The organism is uncultured Stenotrophomonas sp., from assembly GCF_963519925.1.
Lineage (GTDB): Bacteria > Pseudomonadota > Gammaproteobacteria > Xanthomonadales > Xanthomonadaceae > Stenotrophomonas > Stenotrophomonas maltophilia_AE.
This window is the reverse complement of record NZ_CAUQPH010000026.1, coordinates 1-25,297: the sequence shown is the minus strand read 5'-3', so window position 1 is coordinate 25,297 and position 25,297 is coordinate 1. Positions and strand designations below refer to the sequence as shown.

The 25,297-nt window shown below is 64.8% G+C and carries 21 protein-coding genes and 3 tRNA genes; 22 read left to right on the top strand and 2 right to left on the bottom strand.

The features are described 5' to 3' along the window. Positions 1-34: 34 nt before the first annotated feature. From secG to RWO33_RS07245, 18 genes are all read left to right on the top strand, one after another. Positions 35-478 carry a preprotein translocase subunit SecG gene (gene secG / locus RWO33_RS07330; protein ID WP_145479901.1) on the top strand — a complete coding sequence of 148 codons (444 nt, stop codon included), beginning with the start codon at positions 35-37 and terminating at the stop codon, positions 476-478. 65 nt (positions 479-543) lie between these two features. Further along, positions 544-628, top strand: a tRNA-Leu gene (locus RWO33_RS07325). Positions 629-739: 111 nt separating this feature from the next. Further along, positions 740-1,096 (top strand): NADH-quinone oxidoreductase subunit A, encoded by a 357-nt coding sequence (locus RWO33_RS07320; RefSeq protein WP_026069699.1) that lies wholly within the window; start codon positions 740-742, stop codon positions 1,094-1,096. Beyond that, a complete protein-coding gene (locus RWO33_RS07315; protein WP_017354657.1) occupies positions 1,087-1,641 on the top strand; it encodes an NADH-quinone oxidoreductase subunit B in 555 nt (184 codons plus the stop codon). Before RWO33_RS07320 ends, RWO33_RS07315 begins: the two co-directional genes overlap by 10 nt. A gap of 32 nt (positions 1,642-1,673) precedes the next feature. After that, positions 1,674-2,423, top strand: a complete 750-nt coding sequence (locus RWO33_RS07310; protein WP_145479903.1) for an NADH-quinone oxidoreductase subunit C — start codon at positions 1,674-1,676, stop codon at positions 2,421-2,423. Continuing rightward, positions 2,420-3,727 (top strand): NADH-quinone oxidoreductase subunit D, encoded by a 1,308-nt coding sequence (locus tag RWO33_RS07305; protein ID WP_145479905.1) that lies wholly within the window; start codon positions 2,420-2,422, stop codon positions 3,725-3,727. The genes RWO33_RS07310 and RWO33_RS07305 overlap by 4 nt, the downstream gene beginning before the upstream one ends. Positions 3,728-3,821: 94 nt before the next feature. Beyond that, complete coding sequence (nuoE, locus tag RWO33_RS07300) at positions 3,822-4,349, top strand: NADH-quinone oxidoreductase subunit NuoE (RefSeq protein WP_145479907.1); 528 nt, start codon at positions 3,822-3,824, stop codon at positions 4,347-4,349. A gap of 3 nt (positions 4,350-4,352) precedes the next feature. Next, on the top strand, positions 4,353-5,693 hold the full coding sequence (gene nuoF / locus RWO33_RS07295; protein ID WP_314103708.1) for an NADH-quinone oxidoreductase subunit NuoF: 1,341 nt from the start codon (positions 4,353-4,355) through the stop codon (positions 5,691-5,693). Continuing rightward, a complete protein-coding gene (gene nuoG / locus RWO33_RS07290) occupies positions 5,690-7,933 on the top strand; it encodes an NADH-quinone oxidoreductase subunit NuoG (protein WP_314103705.1) in 2,244 nt (747 codons plus the stop codon). Before nuoF ends, nuoG begins: the two co-directional genes overlap by 4 nt. Further along, positions 7,930-9,021 (top strand): NADH-quinone oxidoreductase subunit NuoH, encoded by a 1,092-nt coding sequence (gene nuoH, locus RWO33_RS07285; RefSeq protein ID WP_314103702.1) that lies wholly within the window; start codon positions 7,930-7,932, stop codon positions 9,019-9,021. The genes nuoG and nuoH overlap by 4 nt, the downstream gene beginning before the upstream one ends. Before the next feature lie 3 nt (positions 9,022-9,024). Next, positions 9,025-9,513 carry an NADH-quinone oxidoreductase subunit NuoI gene (gene nuoI, locus RWO33_RS07280; protein ID WP_145479915.1) on the top strand — a complete coding sequence of 163 codons (489 nt, stop codon included), beginning with the start codon at positions 9,025-9,027 and terminating at the stop codon, positions 9,511-9,513. A 5-nt stretch (positions 9,514-9,518) separates the two neighbouring features. Then, complete coding sequence (locus RWO33_RS07275; protein ID WP_186308919.1) at positions 9,519-10,178, top strand: NADH-quinone oxidoreductase subunit J; 660 nt, start codon at positions 9,519-9,521, stop codon at positions 10,176-10,178. Then, positions 10,175-10,480 (top strand): NADH-quinone oxidoreductase subunit NuoK, encoded by a 306-nt coding sequence (gene nuoK / locus RWO33_RS07270; protein WP_068853402.1) that lies wholly within the window; start codon positions 10,175-10,177, stop codon positions 10,478-10,480. The genes RWO33_RS07275 and nuoK overlap by 4 nt, the downstream gene beginning before the upstream one ends. A 7-nt stretch (positions 10,481-10,487) precedes the next feature. Next, positions 10,488-12,698, top strand: coding sequence for an NADH-quinone oxidoreductase subunit L (gene nuoL, locus RWO33_RS07265; RefSeq protein WP_314103697.1), 2,211 nt, complete (start codon positions 10,488-10,490; stop codon positions 12,696-12,698). 23 nt (positions 12,699-12,721) lie between these two features. Then, the gene (locus tag RWO33_RS07260; protein ID WP_145479921.1) at positions 12,722-14,230 is read left to right on the top strand and encodes an NADH-quinone oxidoreductase subunit M; all 1,509 of its coding nucleotides are present in this window, start codon (positions 12,722-12,724) and stop codon (positions 14,228-14,230) included. A gap of 15 nt (positions 14,231-14,245) precedes the next feature. Then, the gene (gene nuoN / locus RWO33_RS07255; RefSeq protein ID WP_314103695.1) at positions 14,246-15,706 is read left to right on the top strand and encodes an NADH-quinone oxidoreductase subunit NuoN; all 1,461 of its coding nucleotides are present in this window, start codon (positions 14,246-14,248) and stop codon (positions 15,704-15,706) included. Between the two features lie 127 nt (positions 15,707-15,833). After that, positions 15,834-15,910 (top strand) — tRNA-Met (locus RWO33_RS07250). 250 nt (positions 15,911-16,160) lie between these two features. Then, a tRNA-Met gene (locus tag RWO33_RS07245) sits at positions 16,161-16,237 on the top strand. Between the two features lie 106 nt (positions 16,238-16,343). Here RWO33_RS07245 and RWO33_RS07240 read toward each other — a convergent pair. Both RWO33_RS07240 and RWO33_RS07235 read right to left on the bottom strand, forming a co-directional pair. Continuing rightward, entirely contained in the window at positions 16,344-16,481 is a 138-nt protein-coding gene (locus RWO33_RS07240) for a hypothetical protein (protein ID WP_314103694.1), read from the bottom strand. After that, positions 16,478-17,596 (bottom strand): RHS repeat-associated core domain-containing protein, encoded by a 1,119-nt coding sequence (locus RWO33_RS07235; protein ID WP_314103692.1) that lies wholly within the window; start codon positions 17,594-17,596, stop codon positions 16,478-16,480. The genes RWO33_RS07240 and RWO33_RS07235 overlap by 4 nt, the downstream gene beginning before the upstream one ends. Positions 17,597-18,063: 467 nt before the next feature. Between RWO33_RS07235 and RWO33_RS07230 the strand changes: the two genes are divergently transcribed. The 4 genes from RWO33_RS07230 to RWO33_RS07215 form a co-directional block, all read left to right on the top strand. Beyond that, complete coding sequence (locus RWO33_RS07230) at positions 18,064-19,122, top strand: hypothetical protein (protein ID WP_314103690.1); 1,059 nt, start codon at positions 18,064-18,066, stop codon at positions 19,120-19,122. 89 nt (positions 19,123-19,211) lie between these two features. Next, on the top strand, positions 19,212-22,868 hold the full coding sequence (locus RWO33_RS07225) for a hypothetical protein (RefSeq protein ID WP_314103687.1): 3,657 nt from the start codon (positions 19,212-19,214) through the stop codon (positions 22,866-22,868). Between the two features lie 4 nt (positions 22,869-22,872). After that, positions 22,873-24,333 carry an RHS repeat-associated core domain-containing protein gene (locus tag RWO33_RS07220; RefSeq protein WP_314103686.1) on the top strand — a complete coding sequence of 487 codons (1,461 nt, stop codon included), beginning with the start codon at positions 22,873-22,875 and terminating at the stop codon, positions 24,331-24,333. A gap of 37 nt (positions 24,334-24,370) precedes the next feature. Next, positions 24,371-25,297 (top strand): RHS repeat-associated core domain-containing protein (locus tag RWO33_RS07215; protein ID WP_314103684.1); only part of this gene is annotated, 927 nt, incomplete at its 3' end.

The following is a 25,297-nucleotide window of genomic DNA, read 5'->3' as shown; positions in this document are numbered from 1 at the left end:
GGGCCGGCACGACATGTCCGAGGACGGATTCGAAATGCTGATGTTGATCCTCAATGTGGTCTATGTGCTGGTGGCGATTGCCATGATCGCGCTCATCCTGATGCAGCGTGGTTCCGGCGCGGCCGCAGGGTCGGGGTTCGGCGCCGGTGCCTCGGGCACGGTGTTCGGCGCGCGCGGCGCGTCCAACTTCCTGTCCAAGTCGACCAAGTGGCTGGCCGTGGTGTTCTTCGGCATCAGCCTGTTCATGGCCTGGTACGCCACCCATGGTGCGCGCCCGATGGCCCAGCAGGATCTCGGCGTGATGTCCGCCCCGGCGGCAGCCACGGCCCCGGCCGTCCCCGCCGGCGAACTGCCGGCCGTGCCGAAGGCCCCCGAAGCCGCTGCGCCGCAGCCGGTTCCGCCGGCCGCTGTGCCGGCTCAGGCGGAAACGCCGAAATCTGGTGAAGAAAAGCCTTCGGAAGGCTCCCAGACTCGCTGAAGACGGTTACAATATGCGGCGCGTTGGAGGAGTCCGGTAGGAAATCCCTCCAGCGCGACACGTAAGCCCAGGTGGCGGAATTGGTAGACGCACTACCTTGAGGTGGTAGCGACTTAGGTCGTAGGGGTTCGAGTCCCCTCTTGGGCACCATTTGTTTGTAAGCGGGTTCGTCTGGCGCGCAAAGCGCCAGTAACGTTTTCCGTCCACTCCCCCATGCCAAGACGCCTGCAGGCGTGGCGGCAGAGGCAAGAGAGAATCGCTGTGCTGGCCGAATATTTGCCGTCTCTGCTGTTTCTGATAGTTGCCACCGGTATCGGCGTCGCGCTGATGCTGGTCGGCCGGTTCCTCGGTCCCCGGCGTCCCGATCTGAAAAAGCTCTCGCCGTACGAATGCGGCTTCGAAGCTTTCGAGGACGCGCGCATGAAGTTCGATGTGCGCTACTACCTGATCGCCATCCAGTTCATCGTATTTGACTTGGAAATCATCTTCATCGTGCCGTGGACCCAGGTCTTCATGGAACTGGGCGCACGTTCGCTGGTCACGATGGGCCTGTTCGTGGGCATGCTTTTCCTCGGTTTCATTTACGTCTGGAAGAAGGGAGCGCTGGAATGGGAGTAATTCAGACCCTCGATGGCCTGATGAACAACCCGGTCCCGGAAGGGCGGGTCGACGACATCCTGCGCCCCGAAGGCGACAACCCGCTGCTCGAAAAGGGCTACGTGACCACCAGCGTCGATGCGCTGTTGAACTGGGCACGTACCGGCTCGATGTGGCCCATGACCTTCGGTCTGGCCTGCTGCGCGGTGGAAATGATGCATGCCGGCGCCGCGCGCCTGGACCTTGACCGCTACGGCGTGGTGTTCCGCCCGTCGCCGCGCCAGTCCGACGTGATGATCGTGGCCGGTACCCTGGTCAACAAGATGGCCCCGGCCCTGCGCAAGGTCTACGACCAGATGCCGGACCCGAAGTGGGTCATCTCCATGGGCAGCTGCGCCAACGGTGGCGGCTACTACCACTACTCCTATGCAGTGGTGCGTGGCTGCGACCGCGTGGTGCCGGTGGACGTCTACGTCCCCGGTTGTCCGCCTACCGCCGAAGCGTTGGTGTACGGGATCCTGCAGCTGCAGAAGAAGATCTGGCGTACGCAGACCATCGCCCGCTGACCTCCATCCTGACAAGAGCGCGCCAAGCCCCCATGGCAGAGCAAGCATCCTTCATCGACCGACTCTCCGCACGTTTCGCTGGTGCGCAGGTCTTCGTGGTCGAACCCCGCGGCGAAGTGACGCTGGAAGTGCCCGCTGCCGACTGGCATGCCACTGCGCTGGCGCTGCGCGACGAATTCGGTTTCGAACAGGCCGTCGACCTGTGCGGCCTGGACTACCTCGGCTACGGCAGCGACGAGTGGGACACCGCCGATGTCTCCTCGCAGGGCTTCAGCCGTGGCGTCGAGGGCAAGGCGGTCGGCCGTTTCGCCTGGGGTGAATTCCCCACCCGCGAAACCTCCGACGGTGCCCAGCCGCAGCCGGTGCCGCTGCAGCGCTATGCGGTGGTCACCCAGCTGCGTTCCTACCAGCACAACCTCACCATGCGCATCCGCTGCTTCGCGCCGAACGAGGAACTGCCGGTGGTCGCCTCGCTGACCAGCGTGTGGCCGGGCCTGAACTGGTTCGAGCGCGAAGCGTTCGACCTGTTCGGCGTGATCTTCGAAGGTCACCCGGACCTGCGCCGCATCCTGACCGACTACGGCTTCGTGGGGCACCCGTTCCGCAAGGACTTCCCGCTGATCGGCAACGTCGAAGTGCGCTACGACGAAGAAAAGAAGCGCGTGATCTATGAACCGGTGACCTCGGTGGAACCCCGCGTCGGCGTGCCGCGCGTGATCCGCGACGATGCCCGTTTCCAGACCGCTGCCGGCGAGACCGCGCAGTCGGAGGCAAGCAAGTGAGTGAGTTCAACCAGGCCCACCAGGCATTTGCGAGCAACCCGGCCGAACTGCGCCAGGAAATCCGCAACTACACCATGAACTTCGGTCCCCAGCATCCGGCCGCGCACGGTGTGCTGCGCCTGATCCTGGAAATGGACGGCGAAACCATCATGCGTGCCGACCCGCACGTCGGGCTGCTGCACCGTGGTACCGAGAAGCTGGCCGAATCCAAGCCGTTCAACCAGTCCATCGGTTACATGGACCGACTGGATTACGTGTCCATGATGTGCAACGAGCACGCCTACGTGCGCGCCATCGAAACCCTGATGGGGATCGAAGCGCCCGAGCGTGCCCAGTACATCCGCACCATGTTCGACGAAATCACCCGCATCCTGAACCACCTGATGTGGCTGGGTTCCAACGCGCTCGACCTGGGCGCGATGGCGGTGATGCTGTACGCCTTCCGTGAGCGCGAAGAGCTGATGGACTGCTACGAAGCGGTCAGCGGCGCGCGCATGCACGCGGCGTACTACCGTCCGGGCGGCGTCTACCGCGACCTGCCGGACCAGATGCCGAAGTACAAGGAATCGCGCTGGCACAAGGGCAAGGCCCTGAAGAACCTCAACGCCTCGCGCGAAGGTTCGCTGCTGGACTTCCTGGAGAACTTCACCGCCGAGTTCCCCAAGCGCGTCGACGAATACGAAACCCTGCTCACCGACAACCGTATCTGGAAGCAGCGTACGGTCGGCATCGGCGTGGTCAGCCCGGAGCTGGCGCATGCCTGGGGCATGACCGGCGTGATGCTGCGTGGCTCGGGCATTGCCTGGGACCTGCGCAAGAAGCAGCCGTACGCGAAGTACGATGCCGTCGATTTCGACATCCCGCTGGGCAAGGAAGGCGACTGCTACGACCGTTACCTGGTCCGCGTGGCCGAGATGCGCGAGTCCAACCGCATCATCAAGCAGTGCGTGCAGTGGCTGCGTGCCAACCCCGGCCCGGTCATGGTCAAGAACTTCAAGGTCGCGCCGCCCAGCCGCGAGGACATGAAGGACGACATGGAAGCGCTGATCCATCACTTCAAGCTGTTCAGTGAAGGCTACTGCGTCCCGGTCGGCGAAACCTACGCCGCGGTTGAAGCGCCCAAGGGCGAGTTCGGCTGCTACCTGATGTCCGATGGCGCCAACAAGCCGTTCCGCGTGCACCTGCGCGCGCCGGGCTTCGCCCATCTGTCCTCGATCGACTCGGTCGTGCGCGGGCACATGCTCGCCGACGTGGTGGCCATGATCGGCACCTACGACCTGGTGTTCGGCGAGGTGGACCGGTAATGGCCACCGCCCGCACGATGCCTGACACCCGCCGGCTGCTGCCGGCGCTGCAGGTTCTGGTTTTTAACGATTTGGTATTCGCTGAGGTCGGCCGATGAAGGCGACGGGTAATTTCGAGGCGGCGCGCGACGTCGACCCGATGGTGGTGTTGAGCGACAAGACGCGCGCGCACATCGAGCACTGGCTTTCCAAGTTCCCGCCGGACCGCAAGCGTTCGGCGGTGCTGCAGGGCCTGCACGCGGCCCAGGAACAGAACGGTGGCTGGCTGACCGACGAACTGATCGCCGGCGTGGCCAAGTACCTCGACCTGCCGCCGGTGTGGGCCTACGAAGTGGCCAGCTTCTATTCGATGTTCGAGCTGGAGAAGGTCGGCCGCCACAACGTCGCCTTCTGCACCAACATCAGCTGCTGGTTGAACGGCGCCGAAGACCTGGTCGCGCATGCCGAAAAGAAGCTCGGCTGCAGGACGGGGCAGTCCACCGCCGACGGCCGCATCTACCTCAAGCGTGAAGAAGAATGCCTGGCCGGTTGCGCCGGTGCGCCGATGATGGTCATCAATGGCCATTACCACGAGCGCCTGACCGTCGAGAAAGTCGACGAGCTGCTGGACGGGTTGGAGTAAGCCATGGCACATCATCACGCACCCACCGGCCCGGTCGGTCCGGCCCCGCTGCCGCACCAGGTGGTCTACACCACCCTGCACTACGACACCCCGTGGTCGTACGAGAACTACCTCAAGACCGGTGGTTACGCTGCCCTGCGCAAAATCCTCGAAGAGAAGATTTCGCCGGAGCAGGTCATCGAGATGGTCAAGCAGTCGAACCTGCGCGGCCGCGGTGGCGCCGGCTTCCCGACCGGCCTGAAGTGGTCCTTCATGCCCAAGGGCAGCATGCAGAAGTACATCCTGTGCAACTCGGACGAATCCGAGCCGGGAACCTGCAAGGACCGCGACATCCTGCGCTACAACCCGCATTCGGTGGTCGAAGGCATGGCGATCGCCTGCTACGCCACCGGCAGCACCGTGGGCTACAACTACCTGCGCGGTGAGTTCCACCACGAGCCGTTCGAGAACTTCGAGCAGGCCCTGGCCGACGCCTACGCGAACGGTTGGCTGGGCAAGGACATCCTTGGCAGCGGCGTGGACATCGACATCTACGGCGCGCTGGGCGCCGGCGCCTACATCTGCGGCGAAGAAACCGCGCTGATGGAGTCGCTGGAAGGCAAGAAGGGCCAGCCGCGCTACAAGCCGCCGTTCCCGGCCAACTTCGGCCTGTACGGCAAGCCGTCGACGATCAACAACACCGAGACCTATGCCTCGGTGCCGGCGATCATCCGCAACGGCCCGGAATGGTTCCAGGGCCTGAGCCTGACCAAGAACGGCGGCCCGAAGATCTTCTCGGTCTCCGGCTGCGTGCAGAAGGGCGGCAACTTCGAAGTACCGCTGGGCACCACCTTCGACGAGCTGCTGGAAATGGCCGGTGGCCTGAAGCCGGGCCGTACCCTCAAGGGCGCGGTGCCGGGCGGCGTATCGATGCCGGTGCTGAAGGCCGAAGAGCTCAAGGGCCTGCAGATGGACTACGACACCCTGCGTGCCCTGGGCACCGGCCTGGGGTCGGGTGCCATCGTGGTGCTGGACGACAGCGTGTGCTGCGTCAAGTTCGCCTGCCGCATCAGCCAGTTCTTCCACAAGGAATCCTGCGGCCAGTGCACCCCGTGCCGCGAAGGCACCGGCTGGATGCACCGCGTGCTCGAGCGCATCGTCGCCGGGAAGGCGACCATGGAAGACCTGCACCAGTTGAAGGCGGTGGCGGGCCAGATCGAAGGCCACACCATCTGTGCGTTCGGTGAAGCGGCGGCATGGCCCATCCAGGGCTTCCTGCGCCAGTTCTGGGACGAATTCGAGTACTACATCGTCAACGGTCATTCGATGGTCGACGGCAAGAAGGTGGAGGCAGCCGCCGCATGAGCGCGCAACCCAACAATCCTGGTGGCACCCCGGCGATCGTGCCGGAAGGGCATGTGACCGTCGAGATCGACGGCCAGTCCCTGGTCGTGCCCAAGGGCTCGATGATCATCCAGGCCGCCGACAAGGCGGGCATTTCGATCCCGCGCTTCTGCTACCACGAGAAGCTGCCGATCGCGGCCAACTGCCGCATGTGCCTGGTCGACGTGGAAAAGTCGCCGAAGCCGGCGCCGGCCTGCGCCACACCGGTGATGGACGGCATGAAGGTCGCCACCCGCAGTGAAAAGGCGCTCAAGTTCCAGCGTTCGGTGATGGAGTTCCTGCTCATCAACCACCCGCTGGACTGCCCGATCTGCGACCAGGGCGGCGAGTGCGAGCTGCAGGACGTCTCGCTCGGCTACGGCCGTTCGGTGAGCCGCTTCAACGAGCGCAAGCGCGTGGTGCCCGACGAGGACATCGGTCCGCTGGTCGCCACCGAAATGACCCGCTGCATCCAGTGCACCCGCTGCGTCCGCTTCACCGCCGACGTCGCCGGTACCTATGAACTGGGTGGCATGTACCGTGGTGAAAACCTGCAGATCGGCACCTACGACGGCAAGCCGCTGACCACCGAACTGTCCGGCAACGTCGTCGACGTCTGCCCGGTCGGTGCGCTGACCAACAAGGTGTTCCAGTTCCGCGCCCGTCCGTGGGAACTGACCGCACGCGAATCGCTGGGTTACCACGACGCGATGGGCTCGAACCTGTTCCTGCATGTGCGCCGCGGCGAAGTGCTGCGTTCGGTGCCGCGCGACAACGAGCTGGTCAACGAATGCTGGCTGTCCGACCGCGACCGTTACTCGCACCAGGGCCTGTACAGCGCCGACCGCGCGGTCAAGCCGCTGCGCAAGGTCAACGGCGAATGGCAGGAAGTGAGCTGGGCTGAAGGCCTGGCCGCAGCCCGCGAGATCCTGTCGGCCAACCAGGGCGACGACCTCGGCGTGCTGGTGCACCCGTCGGCCTCGAACGAGGAGGGCGCCCTGCTGGCCCGTCTCGCGACCGGCCTGGGTACCGGCAACATCGACCACCGCATCAACAACCGCGACTTCTCCGACGCGGCAACCGCCGAAGTGTTCGGCCTGTCGCTGGCCGAGATCGAAGCCGCCGACAGCATCGTCGTGCTCGGCAGCAACATCCGCCACGAGCTGCCGCTGCTGCACGCCCGCCTGCGCAAGGCGCAGACCACTCGCAACGCGAAGATCCACGCGATCAACCCGGTCGATTTCGATTTCGCCTTCAAGCTCAGCGGCAAGCAGATCGTGGCGCCGTCGGCTTTCGTCGACGCGCTGGGCAACGCCGAGCTGCGCCAGGCGGTCACCGGCAACGCCGTGCTGATCGTCGGTGGCATCGCCGAAAACCACCCGCAGGCCGCCGCGATCCGCGCTGCCGCGCGTGATTTCGCCGCCGCCACCGGCGCCAAGCTGTGCCGCATCCCGCAGGGTGCCAACGCGGTCGGCCTGACCAACGCCGGCGTGCTGCCGGCGGGCAAGGACGTCAATGCCATGCTGGCCCAGCCGCGCAAGGCCTATGCCCTGTACGGCATCGAGCCGGGCCTGGACTTCGCCGACACCGCCGCTGCCCGCAAGGCGCTGGCCGCTGCCCAGGTAGTGGCGTTCAGCCAGTTCGCCTGCGCGTCGACCCGCGATGTGGCCGACGTGATCCTGCCGATCGGCGCGCTGCCGGAAATCGACGCCACCCTGACCAACCTCGACGGTCGCGAGCAGTCGGCCCGTGCCGGCGGCAAGCTGCCCGGCGAAGCCCGTGAAGGCTGGCGCGTGCTGCGTGCGCTGGGCGGCGAGCTGGCCCTGGCTGGTTTCGACTTCACCGATCTGGCCGGCCTGCGCGCCAGCCTGGCCCCGGTCAGCGTCAACGTGTCCTCGTCGGCGGCAACGCCGGTGGCGGGCGATGGCCTGGAAGTGGCGTCCACCGCTGCGATCTACCGCACCGACGCGGTGGTCCGTCGCGCCCAGGCGCTGCAGTCGCATCCGCTCAACAACGCGCCGCGCATCGTGCTCAATGCCGACGACGCCGCGCGACTGCAGCTGGTCGAAGGGCAGATGGCCAAGGTCGGCACCGACGCCGGCAAGGCCACGCTGCCGGTGGTGGTCGACGCCCGCGTCGCCGCGGGATCGGTCTGGATTGAATCGGGCCACGGTGCAACCGCGCCGCTGGGTGCCGCACGCGTAACGGTGGTGGCTGCATGAACGAATTGCTGTTGAACGCGGTCGACCCGCTTCACCAATGGCTGCTGGGCCTGGGTGAAATCGGCGCGCTGCTGTGGATCGTGCTGAAGATCCTGGTGATCGCCATGCCGGTGATCATCGCGGTGGCCTTCTTCGTGGTCTGGGAACGCAAGCTGATCGGCTGGATGCACGTCCGCCACGGCCCGATGTACGTGGGCATGGGCATCTTCCAGGCCTTCGCCGACGTCTTCAAGCTGCTGTTCAAGGAGATCATCCAGCCGGCGAGCTCGCACAAGGCGATGTTCGTGCTGGCCCCGCTGATCACCCTGGCACCGGCCTTCGCGGCCTGGTCGGTGGTGCCATTCGACGCGCAGGTGGTGCTGTCCAACGCCAACGCCGGCCTGCTGTACCTGCTGGCGATGACCTCGCTGGGCGTGTACGGCATCATCCTGGCCGGTTGGGCGTCCAACTCCAAGTACGCCTTCCTCGGTGCGATGCGCGCTTCGGCGCAGATGATCAGCTACGAAATCGCGATGGGCTTCGCCCTGGTCGGTGTGATGATCGCTGCCGGCAGCCTGAACCTGAGCAGCATCGTGATGGCCCAGGCCGGCAACTCCGGCTTCTTCGACTGGTTCCTGATCCCGCTGTTCCCGCTGTTCATCGTGTACTGGGTGTCCGGCGTGGCCGAAACCAACCGCGCGCCGTTCGACGTGGTGGAAGGTGAATCGGAAATCGTCGCCGGCCACATGGTCGAGTACTCCGGTGGTGCGTTCGCGCTGTTCTTCCTGGCCGAATACGCCAACATGATCCTGATCAGCTTCCTGATCTCGATCTTCTTCCTCGGCGGCTGGCTGAGCCCGTTCCAGGGCTGGATCACGGCGGACATCTCGCCGTGGATCGACTGGATCTGGAAGGGCGGTGCCCCGTGGCTGCTGCTGAAGGTGTTCTTCTTCGCCAGCGCCTACATCTGGTTCCGTGCCAGCTTCCCGCGCTTCCGTTACGACCAGATCATGCGTCTGGGCTGGAAGGTCTTCATCCCGCTCACCATCGCGTGGATTGCTGTGACGGCGTTGATGGTGTTCTACGGCGTGATCCAGAAGGGCGTCTAAGTGATGAATCGAATTACCCATTACTTCAAAAGCCTGCTGCTGCTCGAGCTGCTCGGGGGGCTGTGGCTGACCCTGAAGTACACGTTCAAGCCGAAGTACACCCTGATGTATCCGATGGAAAAGTTCCCGCAGTCGCCGCGTTTCCGCGGCCTGCACGCGCTGCGCCGCTATCCCAACGGCGAAGAACGCTGCATCGCCTGCAAGCTGTGCGAAGCGGTGTGCCCGGCGCTGGCGATCACCATCGATTCGGCCAAGCGTGAAGACGGCACCCGCCGTACCACCCGCTACGACATCGACCTGTTCAAGTGCATCTTCTGCGGCTTCTGTGAGGAAAGCTGCCCGGTGGACTCGATCGTCGAGACCCACATCCTCGAGTACCACTTCGAGAACCGTGGCGAAAACATCGTTACCAAGCCGCAGCTGCTGGCCCTCGGTGATCGGCTTGAAGCCGAGATCGCCGAGCGTCGCGCCGCCGACGCCGCTTTCCGCTGAGGTCCATGATGGATTGGGTAAATATCTTCTTCTGGGTCTTCTCCATCGTGGCGGGCATCTCCGCCGCGGCGGTGATCAGCGTGCGCAATCCGGTCTACGCCGTGCTGTGCCTGATCCTGACCTTCTTCTCCGTGGCCTGCATCTGGATCCTGGTCGGGGCTGAATTCCTCGGCGTGGCGCTGGTGCTGGTCTACGTCGGCGCGGTGATGGTGCTGTTCCTGTTCGTGGTGATGATGCTCGACATCGACGCCTCGAACCTGCGTGAGGGCTGGGTGCGCTACCTGCCGCTCGGCCTGGTGGTCGCGGTCACCATGCTGGTGCAGATGCTGATCCTGATCGGCGTGAAGGGCAGGGCGGTGAACCCGCTGCCGGCCGACAACGCCGCCGCGCTCGCTGCCGACAGCTCCAACATCACCTGGCTGGCGCGCAGCCTGTTCACCGAATACCTGCTGCCGTTCGAGTTTGCCGCGGTCATCCTGACCGTGGCCGTGGTCGCCGCGGTGATGCTGACCCTGCGTCGCCGCACCGGCCTGAAGACCCAGAACCCGTCCGAGCAGACCATGGTCAAGGGCCATGACCGCCTGCGCGTGGTCAAGATGGATGCCGAAACGCCGGTGGTCCACACCCGCACCCGTCCGTCCAGCAACGAGGAGGCCGCCCCGTGATCACCCTTGGTCATATCCTGGCCCTTGGCGCGCTGCTGTTCTGCATCAGCCTCGCCGGCATCTTCCTCAACCGCAAGAACATCATCGTGCTGTTGATGTCGATCGAACTGATGCTGCTGTCGGTGAACATCAATTTCGTCGGGTTCTCGCGTGAGATGGGCGACACGGCCGGCCAGCTGTTCGTGTTCTTCATCCTGACCGTGGCCGCGGCCGAGGCCGCGATCGGCCTCGCGATCCTGGTAACCCTGTTCCGTACCCGCCGCACCATCAATGTCGGCGAAGTCGATTCGCTGAAGGGCTGATCCGTAGATGGAAATTACTCTCTCCAAGAGTCTGTTGATCGCCGTGGTGCTTGCGCCACTGCTCGGCAGCATCATCGCCGGCCTGTTCGGTCGCCAGGTCGGGCGCCTTGGCGCCCAGACCGTCACCATCCTCGGTGTCGCGGTCAGCTGCGTGCTGTCCAGCTATGTGTTCTACCAGCTGCTGTGGGGCGGCGCGCAGCCGTTCAACGAAAACGTCTACACCTTCTTCGAAGTGGGTCGCTACTCGGCGCACGTCGGCTTCATGATCGACAAGCTCACCGCCATGATGATGGTGGTGGTGACCTTCGTGTCTTTCCTGGTCCACGTGTACACCATCGGCTACATGCAGGATGACCCGGGCTACCAGCGCTTCTTCAGCTACATCTCGCTGTTCACCTTCTCGATGCTCACCCTGGTGATGAGCAACAACTTCCTGCAGCTGTTCTTCGGCTGGGAAGCGGTGGGCCTGGTGTCGTACCTGCTGATCGGCTTCTGGTTCAAGCGCCCGACCGCGATCTTCGCCAACATGAAGGCGTTCCTGGTCAACCGCGTCGGCGACTTCGGCTTCATCCTCGGCATCGCCGGCGTGCTGTGGGTGTTCGGCACCCTGGACTACGCCACGGTGTTCGCCAACGCCACCATCCTGGCCCACCCGGAGGCGCAGCTGCAGGTGTGGTCGGGTTCGATCAGCCTGTTCGGCCAGAGCTTCCAGCTGATGAGCGAGCCGGTGATCTGGTCGATCGCCACCATCATCTGCATCTGCCTGTTCATCGGCGCGATGGGCAAGTCGGCCCAGGTGCCGCTGCACGTCTGGCTGCCGGACTCGATGGAAGGCCCGACCCCGATCTCGGCCCTGATCCACGCCGCGACCATGGTCACCGCGGGCATCTTCATGGTCACCCGCATGTCGCCGCTGTTCGAGCTGTCGCAGACCGCGCTGAACTTCGTGCTGTTCATCGGTGCCACGACCGCGTTCTTCACCGGCCTGATCGGCATCGTGCAGAACGACATCAAGCGCGTCGTCGCGTACTCCACGCTGTCCCAGCTGGGTTACATGACCGTGGCGCTGGGCGTGTCGGCCTATTCGGCGGCCGTGTTCCACCTGATGACCCACGCCTTCTTCAAGGCGCTGCTGTTCCTCGGCGCGGGCTCGGTGATCATCGCCATGCACCACGAGCAGGACATGCGCAAGATGGGCGGCCTGCGCAAGTACATGCCGATCACCTTCATCACCATGTGGATCGGTACCCTGGCTCTGGTCGGTACGCCGTTCTTCTCCGGCTTCTATTCCAAGGACACCATCATCGAGGCGGCCAAGCATCACGCCGAGTTCTCGTCGAGCTGGGTGGCGACCTATGGCTACTGGGCCGTGCTGGGTGGCGTGATCGTCACCAGCTTCTACAGCTTCCGCCTGCTGTTCCTGACCTTCCATGGCAAGGAGCGCTTCCGCGACGCGCATGATGACCACGCGCATGGCCATGCCCATGACGATCACCATGCCGCTGATGCGCATGCTGATGCGCATCACGCCGACGCCCATCATGGTGACGCGCACCATGACGACCACGGCCATGGCCACGGTCCGCATGAGCCGCACGAAACCCCGTGGGTGGTGACCCTGCCGCTGATCCTGCTGGCGATTCCGTCCATCTTCATCGGTTTCTTCAGCATCGGTCCGATGCTGTACGGCACCGACTGGGCCGGTCACCATGCCGAGCACGGCATCCCGGGCCAGGTGCATTCCTTCTTCACCGGCGTGGTCGATTTCTACGACCCGGCGCGCAACACCATTGGCGCCCTGGCTGAAGAGTTCCACGGTCCGATCGGCTTCGTTGGCCATGCCATGAAGGGCCCGGCCGTGTGGCTGACCCTGGCAGGCTTCCTGCTGGCGGTCCTGTTCTATCTGTGGAAGCCGGAACTGGCGACCCGCGCGCGCAAGACCTTTGCGCCGCTGGTCTCGGTGCTGGAGAACAAGTACGGCTTCGACAAGCTGTGGATCGGTGGTTTCGCCGGTGGCGGCATCAAGCTGGGCAAGGTTTCGCGCGCGATCGACACGAACATCGTCGATGGTGTGGTGGTCAACGGTTCGGCGCGCCTGATCGACCTGGCGGCCAACCTGCTGCGTCGCACCCAATCCGGTTTCCTCTATCACTACGCCTTCGCGATGATCATCGGCCTGATTGCCCTGCTGGGCGTCCTGATGCATTACCTGCGTTGATGACCTGTACGGAATAAGAAGACGTGTCGAACTGGCCTCTACTCAGTGTTCTCATCTGGCTGCCGATCCTCGGCGGTGCCTTGATCCTTGCCATCCGTGATGCGCAGACCGCCCGCTGGGCGTCGCTGGGCGTGGCGGTGCTCACCTTCGTGGCCAGCCTGTCGCTGCTCAGCGGCTACGACGTGTCCAACGACGCGCTGCAGTTCGTCGAGACCCGCGCCTGGATCCCGGCCTACGACATCGGCTACAACCTGGGCGTGGACGGCATCGCCATCGCGCTGATCCTGCTCACCACGCTGGTCTCGGTGCTGGCGCTGATCGGCGCCTGGAGCGCCATCGACAAGCGGGTCAACCAGTACGTGGCCGCCTTCCTGATCCTGGAAGGCGTCACCGTGGGCATCTTCGCCGCGACCGACGCGATGCTGTTCTACGTGTTCTTCGAAGCGATGCTGATCCCGATGTTCCTCATCATCGGTGTCTGGGGCGGCCCGCGCCGCATCTACGCCGCGCTGAAGTTCTTCCTGTACACCTTCCTCGGCTCGGTGCTGATGCTGGTGGCGCTGATCTACCTGTACCTGAAGGGCGGCAGCTTCCAGCTGGCCGACCTGTACCAGCTGCAGCTGTCGGCCCAGGAGCAGACCTGGATCTTCTTCGCCTTCCTGATCGCATTCGCGGTCAAGGTGCCGATGTTCCCGGTGCACACCTGGCTGCCGGACGCCCACGTGGAAGCGCCGACCGCCGGTTCGGTGATCCTGGCCGCCATCGCGCTGAAGATCGGTGGCTACGGCTTCCTGCGCTTCAACCTGCCGATCGTGCCGGATGCCTCGCAGGAGTGGGCGTGGCTGGTCATCGCGCTGTCGCTGATCGCCGTGATCTACGTCGGCCTGGTCGCCCTGGTCCAGGACGACATGAAGAAGCTGATCGCGTATTCGTCGATCGCGCACATGGGCTTCGTCACCCTGGGTACCTTCATCGCCCTGTGGCTGGTGCGTGACGCCGGCAATGCCGACGCGGCCCGACTCGGCCTGCAGGGTGCGATGGTGCAGATGGTCTCGCACGGCTTCGTCTCCGGTGCGATGTTCTCCTGCGTGGGCGTGCTGTACGACCGCATGCACAGCCGCCGCATCGCCGATTACGGCGGCGTGGTCAACGTGATGCCGTGGTTCGCCACCTTCGCCATGCTGTTCTTCATGGCCAATGCGGGCCTGCCGGGCACCAGCGGTTTCGTCGGCGAGTTCATGATCATCATGGCCAGCTTCCAGCGGAATCCGTGGCTGGCCCTGGCCGCCGCGACCACCCTGGTGATCACCGCCGCCTACACGCTGTGGCTGTACAAGCGGGTGTTCTTCGGTGAAGTCGCCAACGCCCACGTGGCCGAACTGAAGGACATCAACGGCCGTGAGTGGCTGGTGCTGGGCGTGTTCGCCGTCGGTACGCTGGCACTGGGTCTGTACCCCAAGCCGCTGACCGACCTGATGGAGCCCTCGATCGCAAAGCTGGCGATGCAGATCGCATCCAGCAAGCTGCTGTAATTCCAGGATTTGATGATGACCACCTCGCCGCTGTTGCCATTGACCGCCGCTGACCTGCCGCCGCTCGCTCCGGAGCTGGTGCTGATCGGCAGTGCGTTCGCCCTGATGATCCTCGACCTGTTCATCAGCAAGCAGAACAAGATCTGGACCCACCTGTTCTCGCTCGCCGCGCTTGCGGTCGTCCTGTTCATGCTCGCCACCGGCGTGGGCGGGCAGGGCGAGGTCTTCCACGGCATGTTCGTCCGCGATACCGCCGCCGACGTCATGAAGGTCGTGGTCGTGCTGTGCAGCGGTCTGACCCTGGTCTACGGCTGGAGCTACCTGCGCGAACGCGACCTGTTCCAGGGCGAAATTCCGGTGCTGGTGATGTTCGCCACCGCCGGCATGATGATCCTGGTCTCGGCCGGCAGCCTGCTGATGGTGTATCTGGGCCTGGAACTGCTGGCGCTGTGCTCGTACGCGCTGGTGGCCAGCAACCGTGACAACGGCCTGGCGACCGAAGCGGCGATGAAATACATCGTGTTGGGTTCGCTGGCGTCGGGCCTGCTGCTGTACGGCATGTCGCTGGTCTACGGCGCCACCGGTTCGCTGCACCTGGACGCGATCAATGCGGCCATCCCGAACTCCGACGAAAAGATGCTGCTGCTGACCGGCGCGGTATTCATGATCGCCGGCGTGGCGTTCAAGCTCGGCGCGGCCCCGTTCCACATGTGGCTGCCCGACGTGTACCAGGGCGCACCGGCACCGGTCGCGCTGTTCATCAGCTCGGCACCGAAGCTGGCCGCGTTCGGCATGGCTTACCGCCTGCTGGAAATGGGCATCGGCCCGCTGTCGGACGAGTGGAAGTACCTGATCGGTGGCCTGGCCGCGCTGTCTCTGGTGGTCGGCAACCTGATGGCGATCGCGCAGAGCAACCTCAAGCGCATGCTGGCCTATTCGACCGTCTCGCACATCGGCTTCCTGCTGCTGGGCATTGCCGGTGGCGGCGACCGTGGCTACGCGGCGGCGCTGTTCTACGCACTGAGCTACGCGATCATGTCCACCGCCGGCTTCGGCGCGATCATCGCACTGTCGCGCAGTGGCTTCGAAGCCGAGCGGATCGACGACCTGAAGGGTCTCAACGCCCGCAACCCGTGGATGGCAGGCCTGGTCCTGTGCATCATGGCGTCGATGGCCGGCATCCCGCCGTTCCTGGGCTTCTGGACCAAGCTGGCGGTGCTGGGCGCGGCCATCAACGGCGGCATGCTGTGGCTGGCCATCTTGGGCGTCATCTGCGCGGTGATCGGCTGCTTCTACTACCTGCGCGTCATCAAGGTCATGTACTTCGATGAGCCGGTGGGTGAGCCGCTGCCGGCCAACAACGACCGCGTGCTGGGCGTGGTGCTCGGCGTAAATGCCTTGGCGCTGCTGGCGCTGGGCTTTGCCTGGAACCCGATCATGGTGTGGTGCCAGCAGGCTTTTGCGCATCTTGCATAGAAAGCGATACAAAGCTGCGCAATTAGTGTAATATTCGTTTCCTGAGTTGTTGATGCAGCGATTTCGCCAGAACATCGTTGCTGTAATGATCACTGTTAGTGATCAATCGACGCTCAACCACTTCTGCTGCGGGGTGGAGCAGTCTGGCAGCTCGTCGGGCTCATAACCCGAAGGTCGCAGGTTCAAATCCTGCCCCCGCTACCAAATAGCCGCCGGTGAAAGCCGACGGCAGGAACGAAAAGGCGATCCCGGCAACGGGGTCGCTTTTTTTCGTTCCGCAGGGCCTACCGCCCGCGTGTTCCCACGCCCCGCGTGGCAACCGCGCAGGCGGTCGTAGTGCCACGCCCTGCGTGGCAACCAGGCGAACCCATCCGAAGCCAATCCCCCAAACAACCAGCAAACTCGAACCAGGGCTTGCAGCAACCCGCAATCTCCCGTACAATTCCGCTTCTGCTGCGGGGTGGAGCAGTCTGGCAGCTCGTCGGGCTCATAACCCGAAGGTCGCAGGTTCAAATCCTGCCCCCGCTACCAAGTTGTATTGCTGGACGTCAGACATCCAGCACCAGAACGGCGACCTTCGGGTCGCCGTTTTGCGTTGGCGCGCCTGAGGGCCATGTCGCCGCCATCCATAGGTCGCTCATGCAAGCGAGGTGAGTTTGTACTTCAGCCCCACCAGGCGGCTGAGCGTGCCGTTGAGAAGGGCGGTGCGCCGTTTCGCCCAGCCGGTCTGCGGTTCCATGATCCGTCGGGTGCCGTAGTTGTGATTGCGGTTCATCGTTTCGGCGAATCCGGCGCGGCCCTGGAAGCCGGTGGTGGAACGCCGAGCTTGTCGGCCACGCGCTGCGCCTGCGACGCGTATTTTCCGCCAAACGCCGACCGGCACGACTGCAGTTCGACGCGCTGGAAGACATGGTCCCGACCCACCGCCTTACGCATCTGGGAGGCCAGCTTTCCGCCGGAGACATTCCCCTTCGCTCCAGTGAGGAACCGTGCGCCATGGGCCTGGACGACGTCGATGTACTCCTCCATCGCCATCGACGCTTTACCGAGTGGCCAGGGGCCGTCGACAAAACCACTGGACTGCGACGCCGTTGACGACGTGCTCATCGGCCACGCCTTCAACGCCGTGCGGCTGCCCTTGTCTGCCAAGGTCTGCGGTCGTGTGCTGCCCAGCCGCTGCAGGAACTGCCTGCCCTTGCTGGCCAACCGGGTGCCCGCCTTGGCCACGGCGGGGATGGCGCTGACCACACCCGCGGCGGTCAGCCCGATGCCCACATAGCCCAGCACCTCCTGCGCCAGCTCGTCCTTGACCACCGCTGCGGCCACCTCCACCGCAGCGGCCGCGGTCGAGATCGCCGCGCCGATTACCGCCGAGGCGGTGACCCCGATCACCGCCATGCTGCCGAAACTCGCGACCGCCGCCACCACGGCGATGCCGACCATGATCCATTTCCAGAAGTTGCCGGTCGGGTCGGCGCGATTGATCGGGTCGCCCTCGCAATAGGCGAGGCCATTCAAGCCGCCGTCCAGGAACGGGCTCATCGTATCGGGCGCAACGAACAGGCCGAGCCGGGGGGAGTAGGGGCGGTGAAGTCGGGGCCCGAGCAGGTACAGGTCGCTGTCGGTGTCGATCACTTCGCCGTTGAATCCAAGTTTGGCCAGCGGAATCATGCGGCGGGGCAGGGCGCCGGCACGGTGCCCGTGGGGCGCGTAGACGATGTTGGTCACGGCGTCTGCGTGCTCCAGCATCGGTGACAGCGAGGCGTCGGTGGCCAGCAGCAACGGAGATGCCAACGACGCCGGCGCGATCTCGGCCAGCGGTGCATCGGCCAGCCACAGCCAGCTCACCTGTTCCAGCGCGCCGCTGTCGCGCGTGGCGCTCTCGGCCACGGCGCGGTCATCCCGCCAATAGCGGTAACGTGTGCATGTCGGGTTGCGGATGCCGGACAGCAGGCCCTCGGCATCGTAGCGATAGCTCGCAAGCGGCAAGGCGAACGGGTTCGAAGCGTCTGCGGTAAGTGTCGGCATGACCATGCCCTGGCAGGCGCGCGTGTTGGTCGCGCGGCAGCAACCCCCGTTGCCTGGCCGGGCTGGTGCTGGCGCACCACCGGCACGCACTGAATAACGCCGACCGCGTTAGAACGACATGAAGTGGAACCCTCGGTACGTGCGCAGAGCATCCGCCTGCGTGGGAGCTGCATCACATGGAATTTACGATGGCGGGCGTAAACAGCAACTTCCGTCTTCCAGATACGTGCGCAGTGGTTCTGCCTGCGCACGGATGCATCCACTTGGGACGGACTGAAACTGCAACAGGAATCGGGGGATTCTTGCGGTAAGTCGATGGGGACATCGTCATGGAAAAGGACACTGCAGTAGCGGGTCGGGAAAATAAGCCGAGTTTCAATGGCGTGGGCGAGTTCACCGCGACCGTGCTCTCGCCCACCAAGCTGTATGCCAACGGCCGTCAGCAGATTTATCTGGAAGTGCTGATCACAACGATGCTGGATGGCGAGCCGTATGATCTGCAAGATAGCGAGAAGAACAGCATCCGCCTTGTGAACTACACCAGCGAGGCCGAGTTGTCAGCGGGATGGAAGTACTCGGAAGATCGGAATGGAAACTACGAGTTCTATTCCGAGCCTGGGCGCGAAGCATCCACCGCGTCCCACTCGCCGACGCCCACCAAAGTGGGCCGGTACATACGCAACATGTATGTCACCACCACCGATGATGCCGGGCTCAGTCGCAAGCTGGCGCTTGCCATCACCCGTAAGTCCGACGGATTGGTGATCATCACCAATGCCAACAACGATGGCGATTACTCAGCACTGGACTTCGCGGTGATCGTGGAGCCGCAACGGCTTCCTGCCTACACCACCAACAACTACACCTTCGAAAAGCAGCGTGTCAGCGGCGCAGAGGGGTCGCCGGTGTTCATCGACAACTATTACGTCGGGTTGATCACCAACAACAACGTGCCCGTCGCGTTCAAGGAGATGCAGATCAAGGGCGATGATGATGATGAGAGCAAGCCCGGCGGCATGGTCAAGTGGGAAGACAAGGACCCGGATGAGACCTTCGCGTCCTATGTGGGCTATGGGGAGCCGGGCGACAGCAAGGCCCATTACAACCCGAACATCGTCCTCGGCACCCACGTGAAAGAAGAAACGGTACGAAGTCCGATGGCGAACAAGGGCACTATCATCCTGGCCGGGGACGTGGACATCAAATTCCATGCCGACAGTGCGAACCTGCATGGCGGACCGTGCACGGTGAATGCGGTGGATGCGAACGGCAACGGCCACACGTTCTACATCCGCTTCGGCAAGTCCGCCGCGAACGCGGAAGAACCTGCTGCGGGCGCCGAAGCGCCCGCAGCCGACAGCCGCTTCGACCTGACGCTTTACACGTAACGGCGATGGGCCGTCCGGCGCGCCCCTGCAGGGGCGCGCCTGGCAGTGGCGTCGCCATTTCCCGTGCAGCATCCGTGATGGAGCACCCCATGTCTGTCAACGAAGAAACCTCCCACGAACAGCCCGAGCCCGAGCCGGACGGCCCCATCAACGAGGGCGCGTCCACCTACTCCAATGCGCAGAATTTCCTCAGCCACCTGCAGACCGGGGTGGACGTGCGCACTGGCGACTTCACCTGCGCCATGAGCCTGCCAGCGCTCGAGGCCAACCGCCTGCAGGGGCCAACAGTACAGCTCGGGTTGGGCTTCAATTCGCACCAGCGCGATGATCTTGGCTACGGAATCGGCTGGGCATTGACCGGTATCACCACCTACCAACCGTCGACCAAGATGCTGGTGCTTTCCACGGGCGAACGCTTCGTCGTGGATCAGACGCTGAGCGAGTTTACGTTCAAGGACCGGAAGCTGGTGACCTTCAACATGGGCCGTGTCGAGGGGACCAACCATGAATACCTGGTCACGCACAAGAACGGCGTCATCGAGCGGCTGTCGACCTTGAATGGGGTCTCCAGGACCGCAGTGCCAGTGGAGATCCGATCGCCGGATGGGCGTCGTGTATCCCTGACCTTCACCCTGGCGCAGGCGCCGCGACTGGTGTCGGTATCAGACGAGAACGGGCTCCTGTTGTCGATCGAGCGCTCGTCCAGCTTCGTCAATGTGACCCTGCATCCGGAGAGCGACCAGCCTTTGGAGTTTTCGTTGTCCCAGGTCAGCAAGAAATTGAGCCGGTTGCGCCTGCCCCCTGCGCTGGGCGATGTGGGATGGACCTTCACCTACAAGGAGATTGGCGAGTTCCAACATGTGACCCACATTCTATTGCCTACGGGCGGTGAGGAGGCGGTGACCTACACCGAGGCAGGGCACCAATGCCTGCCGGGCGCGCCCACCACGCACGTGCCCTACGTGCGCGTGCATACCCGCACCCCTGGATTACCTCAGCCCCCCATCGTGACCACCTATGAGTACAGCCCCCGCAACTACCTGGGCCACCTTTCAGGCCTGCAATGGCGGCCGAATGAGGACAACCTGTACCTCATGACCGCCGCCAATGGCAAGGACTACCGCTACGACTGCACCGCGACCATGCGGATGAAGGTCGACGACGTGGAGGTGGAGCGCACCGTCAAGTCGGAGTTCAATCGCCTGCACCTGCTGGTGAGTGAAGTCACCACCCAGGACAAGTGCGTGCTGGAGAAGGTCACCCACTACCACGACGATCCCACCAAGCCCTTTAAGGACCAGGTCCCTTACTTCCAGCTGCCGCACGAGACCATTACCCGCTGGTACCGGGCGGTCGAAGGAAGCCCTGAGCGGGTGGAAACGGTCACCACGGATTACGACGACTACGGCAACCTGATCAAGCAGGTCGACGAAACCGGTCTGACCGAAGAGCGTACGTACTACAAGGTCGACGGCGAGGACGGCTGCCCACCCGATCCGCTGAAGATGGTCCGCTCGCTGAAGCAACTGACCGCGATCCCGATGGCAGGGCGCGCGGAGGGCGCGGCCACGGTGGTCACCCAGTACCGTTACGAAGACATGCCCTCCAAGGTGGACGGCGACCCCGGCTACCTGGTGCTGGTGAACGAGAAGAAGGTGGCGAAGGAGGCCGGCGGGGACGTGGACCTCGGCACCACCCAGACCGAGTACATCGACGACGTCGACAGCGACGCGCACGGTCGCGTGCTGCGCGAGACCAGCACGTTGAACGGTCACGAATCGAAGGTCGACTACACCTACACCGTGGATGAGGCCGCGTCGACGCTGCGGATCGACACCGTGTATACCGGGCACGACGACTTCACGCGAACGGCCACTGAAACCCAGTCGCTGCTCAGCGGGCTGACCTTGTATGAAGAAGAGTCCGGCAGCGCCATCGAGTACACGTTCGACGTCCTGGGGCGCGTGACGTCGCAGACCGCGGCACCCGGCGCGCCCCCGTTCGAAGCCACGCGACGTTTTGACTACGTACTGGCCACTAAGAAGGGCGATCAAGTCTCGATCACCACCACCGAAGTAACCGGTGGCCGGGCGGTCGCGCATCTGGACGGCCTGGGGCGGGAGGTCCGTGGCGAGGTCGAAGACGTGGACGTGGCCCCGGATACCTTCCGCGAGGTCTGGACCAAGACCTACAACGCGTTCGGTGAACTGGTCGCCCAGACCCATACCGACTGGGTGGACGGCGTCAAGCGCGCCACGCTCACCACGCAGTACGTGTATGACGCCTGGGGCCAGCAGTGCGCGACGCTGCACCCGGATGGCACCAAGGACATCATCGAGGCCGACCCGGTGGCGTTGACCGAAACCACGTGGGTCGAAGACGCCGCTGGCAACCCGTCGGCGCGGACCAAGGCCTATGGCACGGTGTTCGGCAAGCCCGACAAGATCGAGTACCTGGACGCGGCGGGCAAGGTGAAGGGGACCGAGTCGTTCGTCTACGATGGCATCGGTCGCTGCGTGGAGTCCACCGACCGACGCGGCTACAAGACCTTCTACACGTTCGACGCGTTCGACCGGGTGGTCAGCAGCACGCTCACCGATGCCGCGGTGGTCGATACCTGTTACGCCGAACACAGTGGCGACGAGCTGCCGGTGGAGATCGGCATCACCCATGCCAGCCTTGGGGGGCGGCTGCTGCTCGGCACGCAGACCTTCGACGGCCTGTCGCGGCGGCGCACCTACACGGTCGGCGGGCGCACGGTGACCTTCGAGTACGAGCCAGGCGTGCTGCAGCCGACATCGATGACCACGCCGCTCGACGAAGTGGTTACTTACGCCTACGAGCCCAAGCTGGGCATGCAGCTCACGCTGATGAAGGCGGAGAACGAGTCGCACTTCGAGTACAACCCGAAGAACGCGCAGCTGACCCACACCGTCCGCGATGGGCTGGAGCGCACGCTGGAGTACTACGCGTCGGGCCTGCTCAAGATCGAACGCTGGAAGAACGAAACCGGGCAGGAGCGCTCGGCCACCCATCGGCACTCGCTGCTGGGTGCTTCGCAGTCCTATACCAACGTGTTCGGGGTGGAGCAGGTGATCACCCATGATGCGCTCGACCGTCCGTGGAAGCTGGCGCATGGCAACCTCAGCGCTGAATTGACCTACGACAGTTTCGGGCGCGTGCACAAGATCGATACGCGCGAGGGCCTGCAGTCGATGCTGACCGATATCGTGTTCGACGACTTCGGTCGTGAAACCAGTCGCACCTTCACCGCGGTGGCGGGCGGCAAGTCGGTCATCCAGGTGCTGGGAATGCGCTACGACCACAGCGGACGGCTGGAGCGGCGCAAGCTGGTGCAAGGGGACGATGTGCTGCGCCAGGAAGAGTTCACCTATGACGAGCGTGGGCGCCTGGTGAACTACCTCTGTTCGGGCAGCCAGCCGCCGCTGGATCCGTGGGGCAAACCGATCGGTCGGCAGCAGTTCCACTTCGATGCCTTCGACCGCATCCGCAGCATCACCACGCGCTTCCCTGGCGGCTCGAATGTCACCCGCTACGACTACGAGGAAACCGATCCCGCCCAGCTCACCCGGATCGTGCACAGCCACCGCGATTACCCGAGCGACCTGCACGACCTCAAGTGGGACGGCGCCGGCCGGATGGTGCGTGACGAACGCGGGCGCACGCTGAAGTGGAACAGCCAGAACCAGCTGATCGAAGTCGCCGCGCCGACGGTCGGGCGGTGAGCCAATGACTACGCACGCCCTTCAGCCCACACCGCGCCTGCTCCAGCGCTATGGCTATGACGCGGCAGGCGACTGGGTGCGCCTGTCGCATGACGGCGGCACGCACTGGCGCTTCTGGCGGGGCGGGCAGGTGGTCAACGAGGAGCGGGAAACCGATACCGCCGACGAACCGCTGCAGGTGACCTGGGTGGCCGGTGCGGCGAGCACGCTGGCCGAGCAGGTGACGGGTCCCGGGGCGCGCACGACGCTGCTGTCCAGCGCTCCCGGCGGCTCGGTACTGCTCGAAGCCGATACCGAGGTGCGTGCGATCCGCTACGCGCCGCACGGCCATCGTGACCACACCTCGGCCCTGGCCACGCCGGGGTTCAACGGCGAATGGTTCGATATCGGTTCGGGATGTTATCTCCTCGGACGCGGCCACCACCGCCCGTACAGCCCGACCCTGGGCATCTTCCTGGCGGCCGATACGGCCAGCCCGTTCGGAGCAGGCGGGTTGAACACGTTGTCGTACTGCGCCGGCGATCCGATCAACCGCAGCGACCCGAGCGGACATTTCTGGAAATGGATCGGCATGGCCTTGGCCGCCGTGGCGGCGGTGGCCAGCCTGGGCACGCTTGCGGTGATCGGTGTCACCGCGTCGGCGGTGATCGGCGCGACCCTGGGCGTGGTCGGCTTTGGCGTGGAGGTCGCGGCAGCCGTGGTGAAGGACGAAACCGCGTCCTCGGTGCTGGGCTTCGTGGGGCTCGGGATCGGTGCGGCGGGGCTGGTGGCGGCAGGCCCGGCCCTGGTCAAGTCGGCAATGAAGCTGGGCCAGAAGGTCGCTCGATTGAGCCGCAATGTCAGCGGTGCCCGCGCCATTGGCGGGTCCGGCAGCAGCGTCTCCAAGGCGGGGGCGAGCTTGGCCAAGAAGGCCGGCGGAATGGACATCGCCACCCAGTACGGTGCGTCCAGGGTGGAATACACCGTGAAGGTGATACACAACAGCACGCCCAGCCGGTTCGCCAACGAGACGGCGCGCGCACTCGGGCGCGCCCGCGGCTACCCGCTGCTGAGCGAGCTGTCGGCGTATGGACGCAGCAATGCGCGGGCCAATGCGCGGGCCTGGCTGGGGCAGGCGGGCAGGCGCGCAGACCTGTTTGATTTCACCGTTGACGAAGGCCTGACGTCGGTTCAGCTCGGGCCCGACACGGTGCTGGCGCGCTGGAACCCCAATCCGCCGCGCGTCGGCGCAACCCGCGCACCAGCTGCACCGGCAGCGCGCGCAGCCCCGCAGCAACACGAGATACCGGTCAACATCCGGCCGTACAGCCGGCATGCCACTGGTTGGAATGAGGTCCCGCCGGCTTACACGGACCCGAACTTCGTGCATGCCATGCCGCAGTCGCCTGGCAACGCGCCGGGCCTTCCACCCGCGTACCCGGACGGCCCGCCGCCGCCCTACAGCCGGAACGAGTTCCAGTTCTGACTGGTCCCTTCCCGATTTACCCCGACGGAGCAGGCGCATGGCACGGCAAACCTATGGATATGACGCCCTCGGTCTGTGGGTACGGCTGTCCACTCCGGATCGGACGCACTGGCGCTACTGGCGTGCCGGGCGGGTGGTCAACGAGCTGCGCGCCGCGAACGACGCCGGCGGCGACGTCGAGGTGACCTGGCTGATGGCTGCCGACGGCGCCGTGGCCGAGCAGGTGGCGGGGCCCGGCGAACGCTCGACCCTGCTGGCCAGCGCGCCCGGCGGCTCGGTCCTGCTGGAGGCCGATACCGACGTGCGCCCGGTGGCCTACGCGCCGCATGGCCACCGCGACGAAACAGCTGCGCTCGCCACGCCCGCGTTCAACGGCGAGTGGCACGATGCCGGATCGGGCTGCTACCTGCTGGGCCCCGGCCACCATCGTCCCTACAGCACCACGCTGGGCATCTTCCTTGCGCCGGATACCGCGAGTCCATTCGAGGCCGGTGGCCTCAACACCCTGGCCTACTGCGTTGGTGATCCGATCAATCTGTCCGATCCCAGCGGGCATTTCTGGAAATGGATCGTCGCCGGGGTCGGACTTGCCCTGGGTATTGCCGTTACGGTGGCCAGCTTTGGCGCGGCCAGCGCGGCGGTGGGCGCGATGGCGGCCGGCGGCATCGCCGCGCTGACCAAATCGGGTGCCGCGGCCATCGCCGGGACCGCACTGGGGGCGCTGTCGGTGGGCGCCGAAGTCGGTGCCATGGCGGCGGGTGCCGCGGGCGACCAGAAAACCGCCGCCATCCTGGGGTTTGTCGGCCTGGGCCTGGGTATTGCCGGCACCGCGCCGGCCGTTGCCAAGGTGGCGATGAAGGGCGCCGCCCGCTTCATGCGCTTCGCCCAGAAGGCGATGAGCAGCCGGTCCACCGCGGCGCCGCTGCGGGTGGTCGCCGCGGGAGGGCGGGGGCCGAAGGCGGCC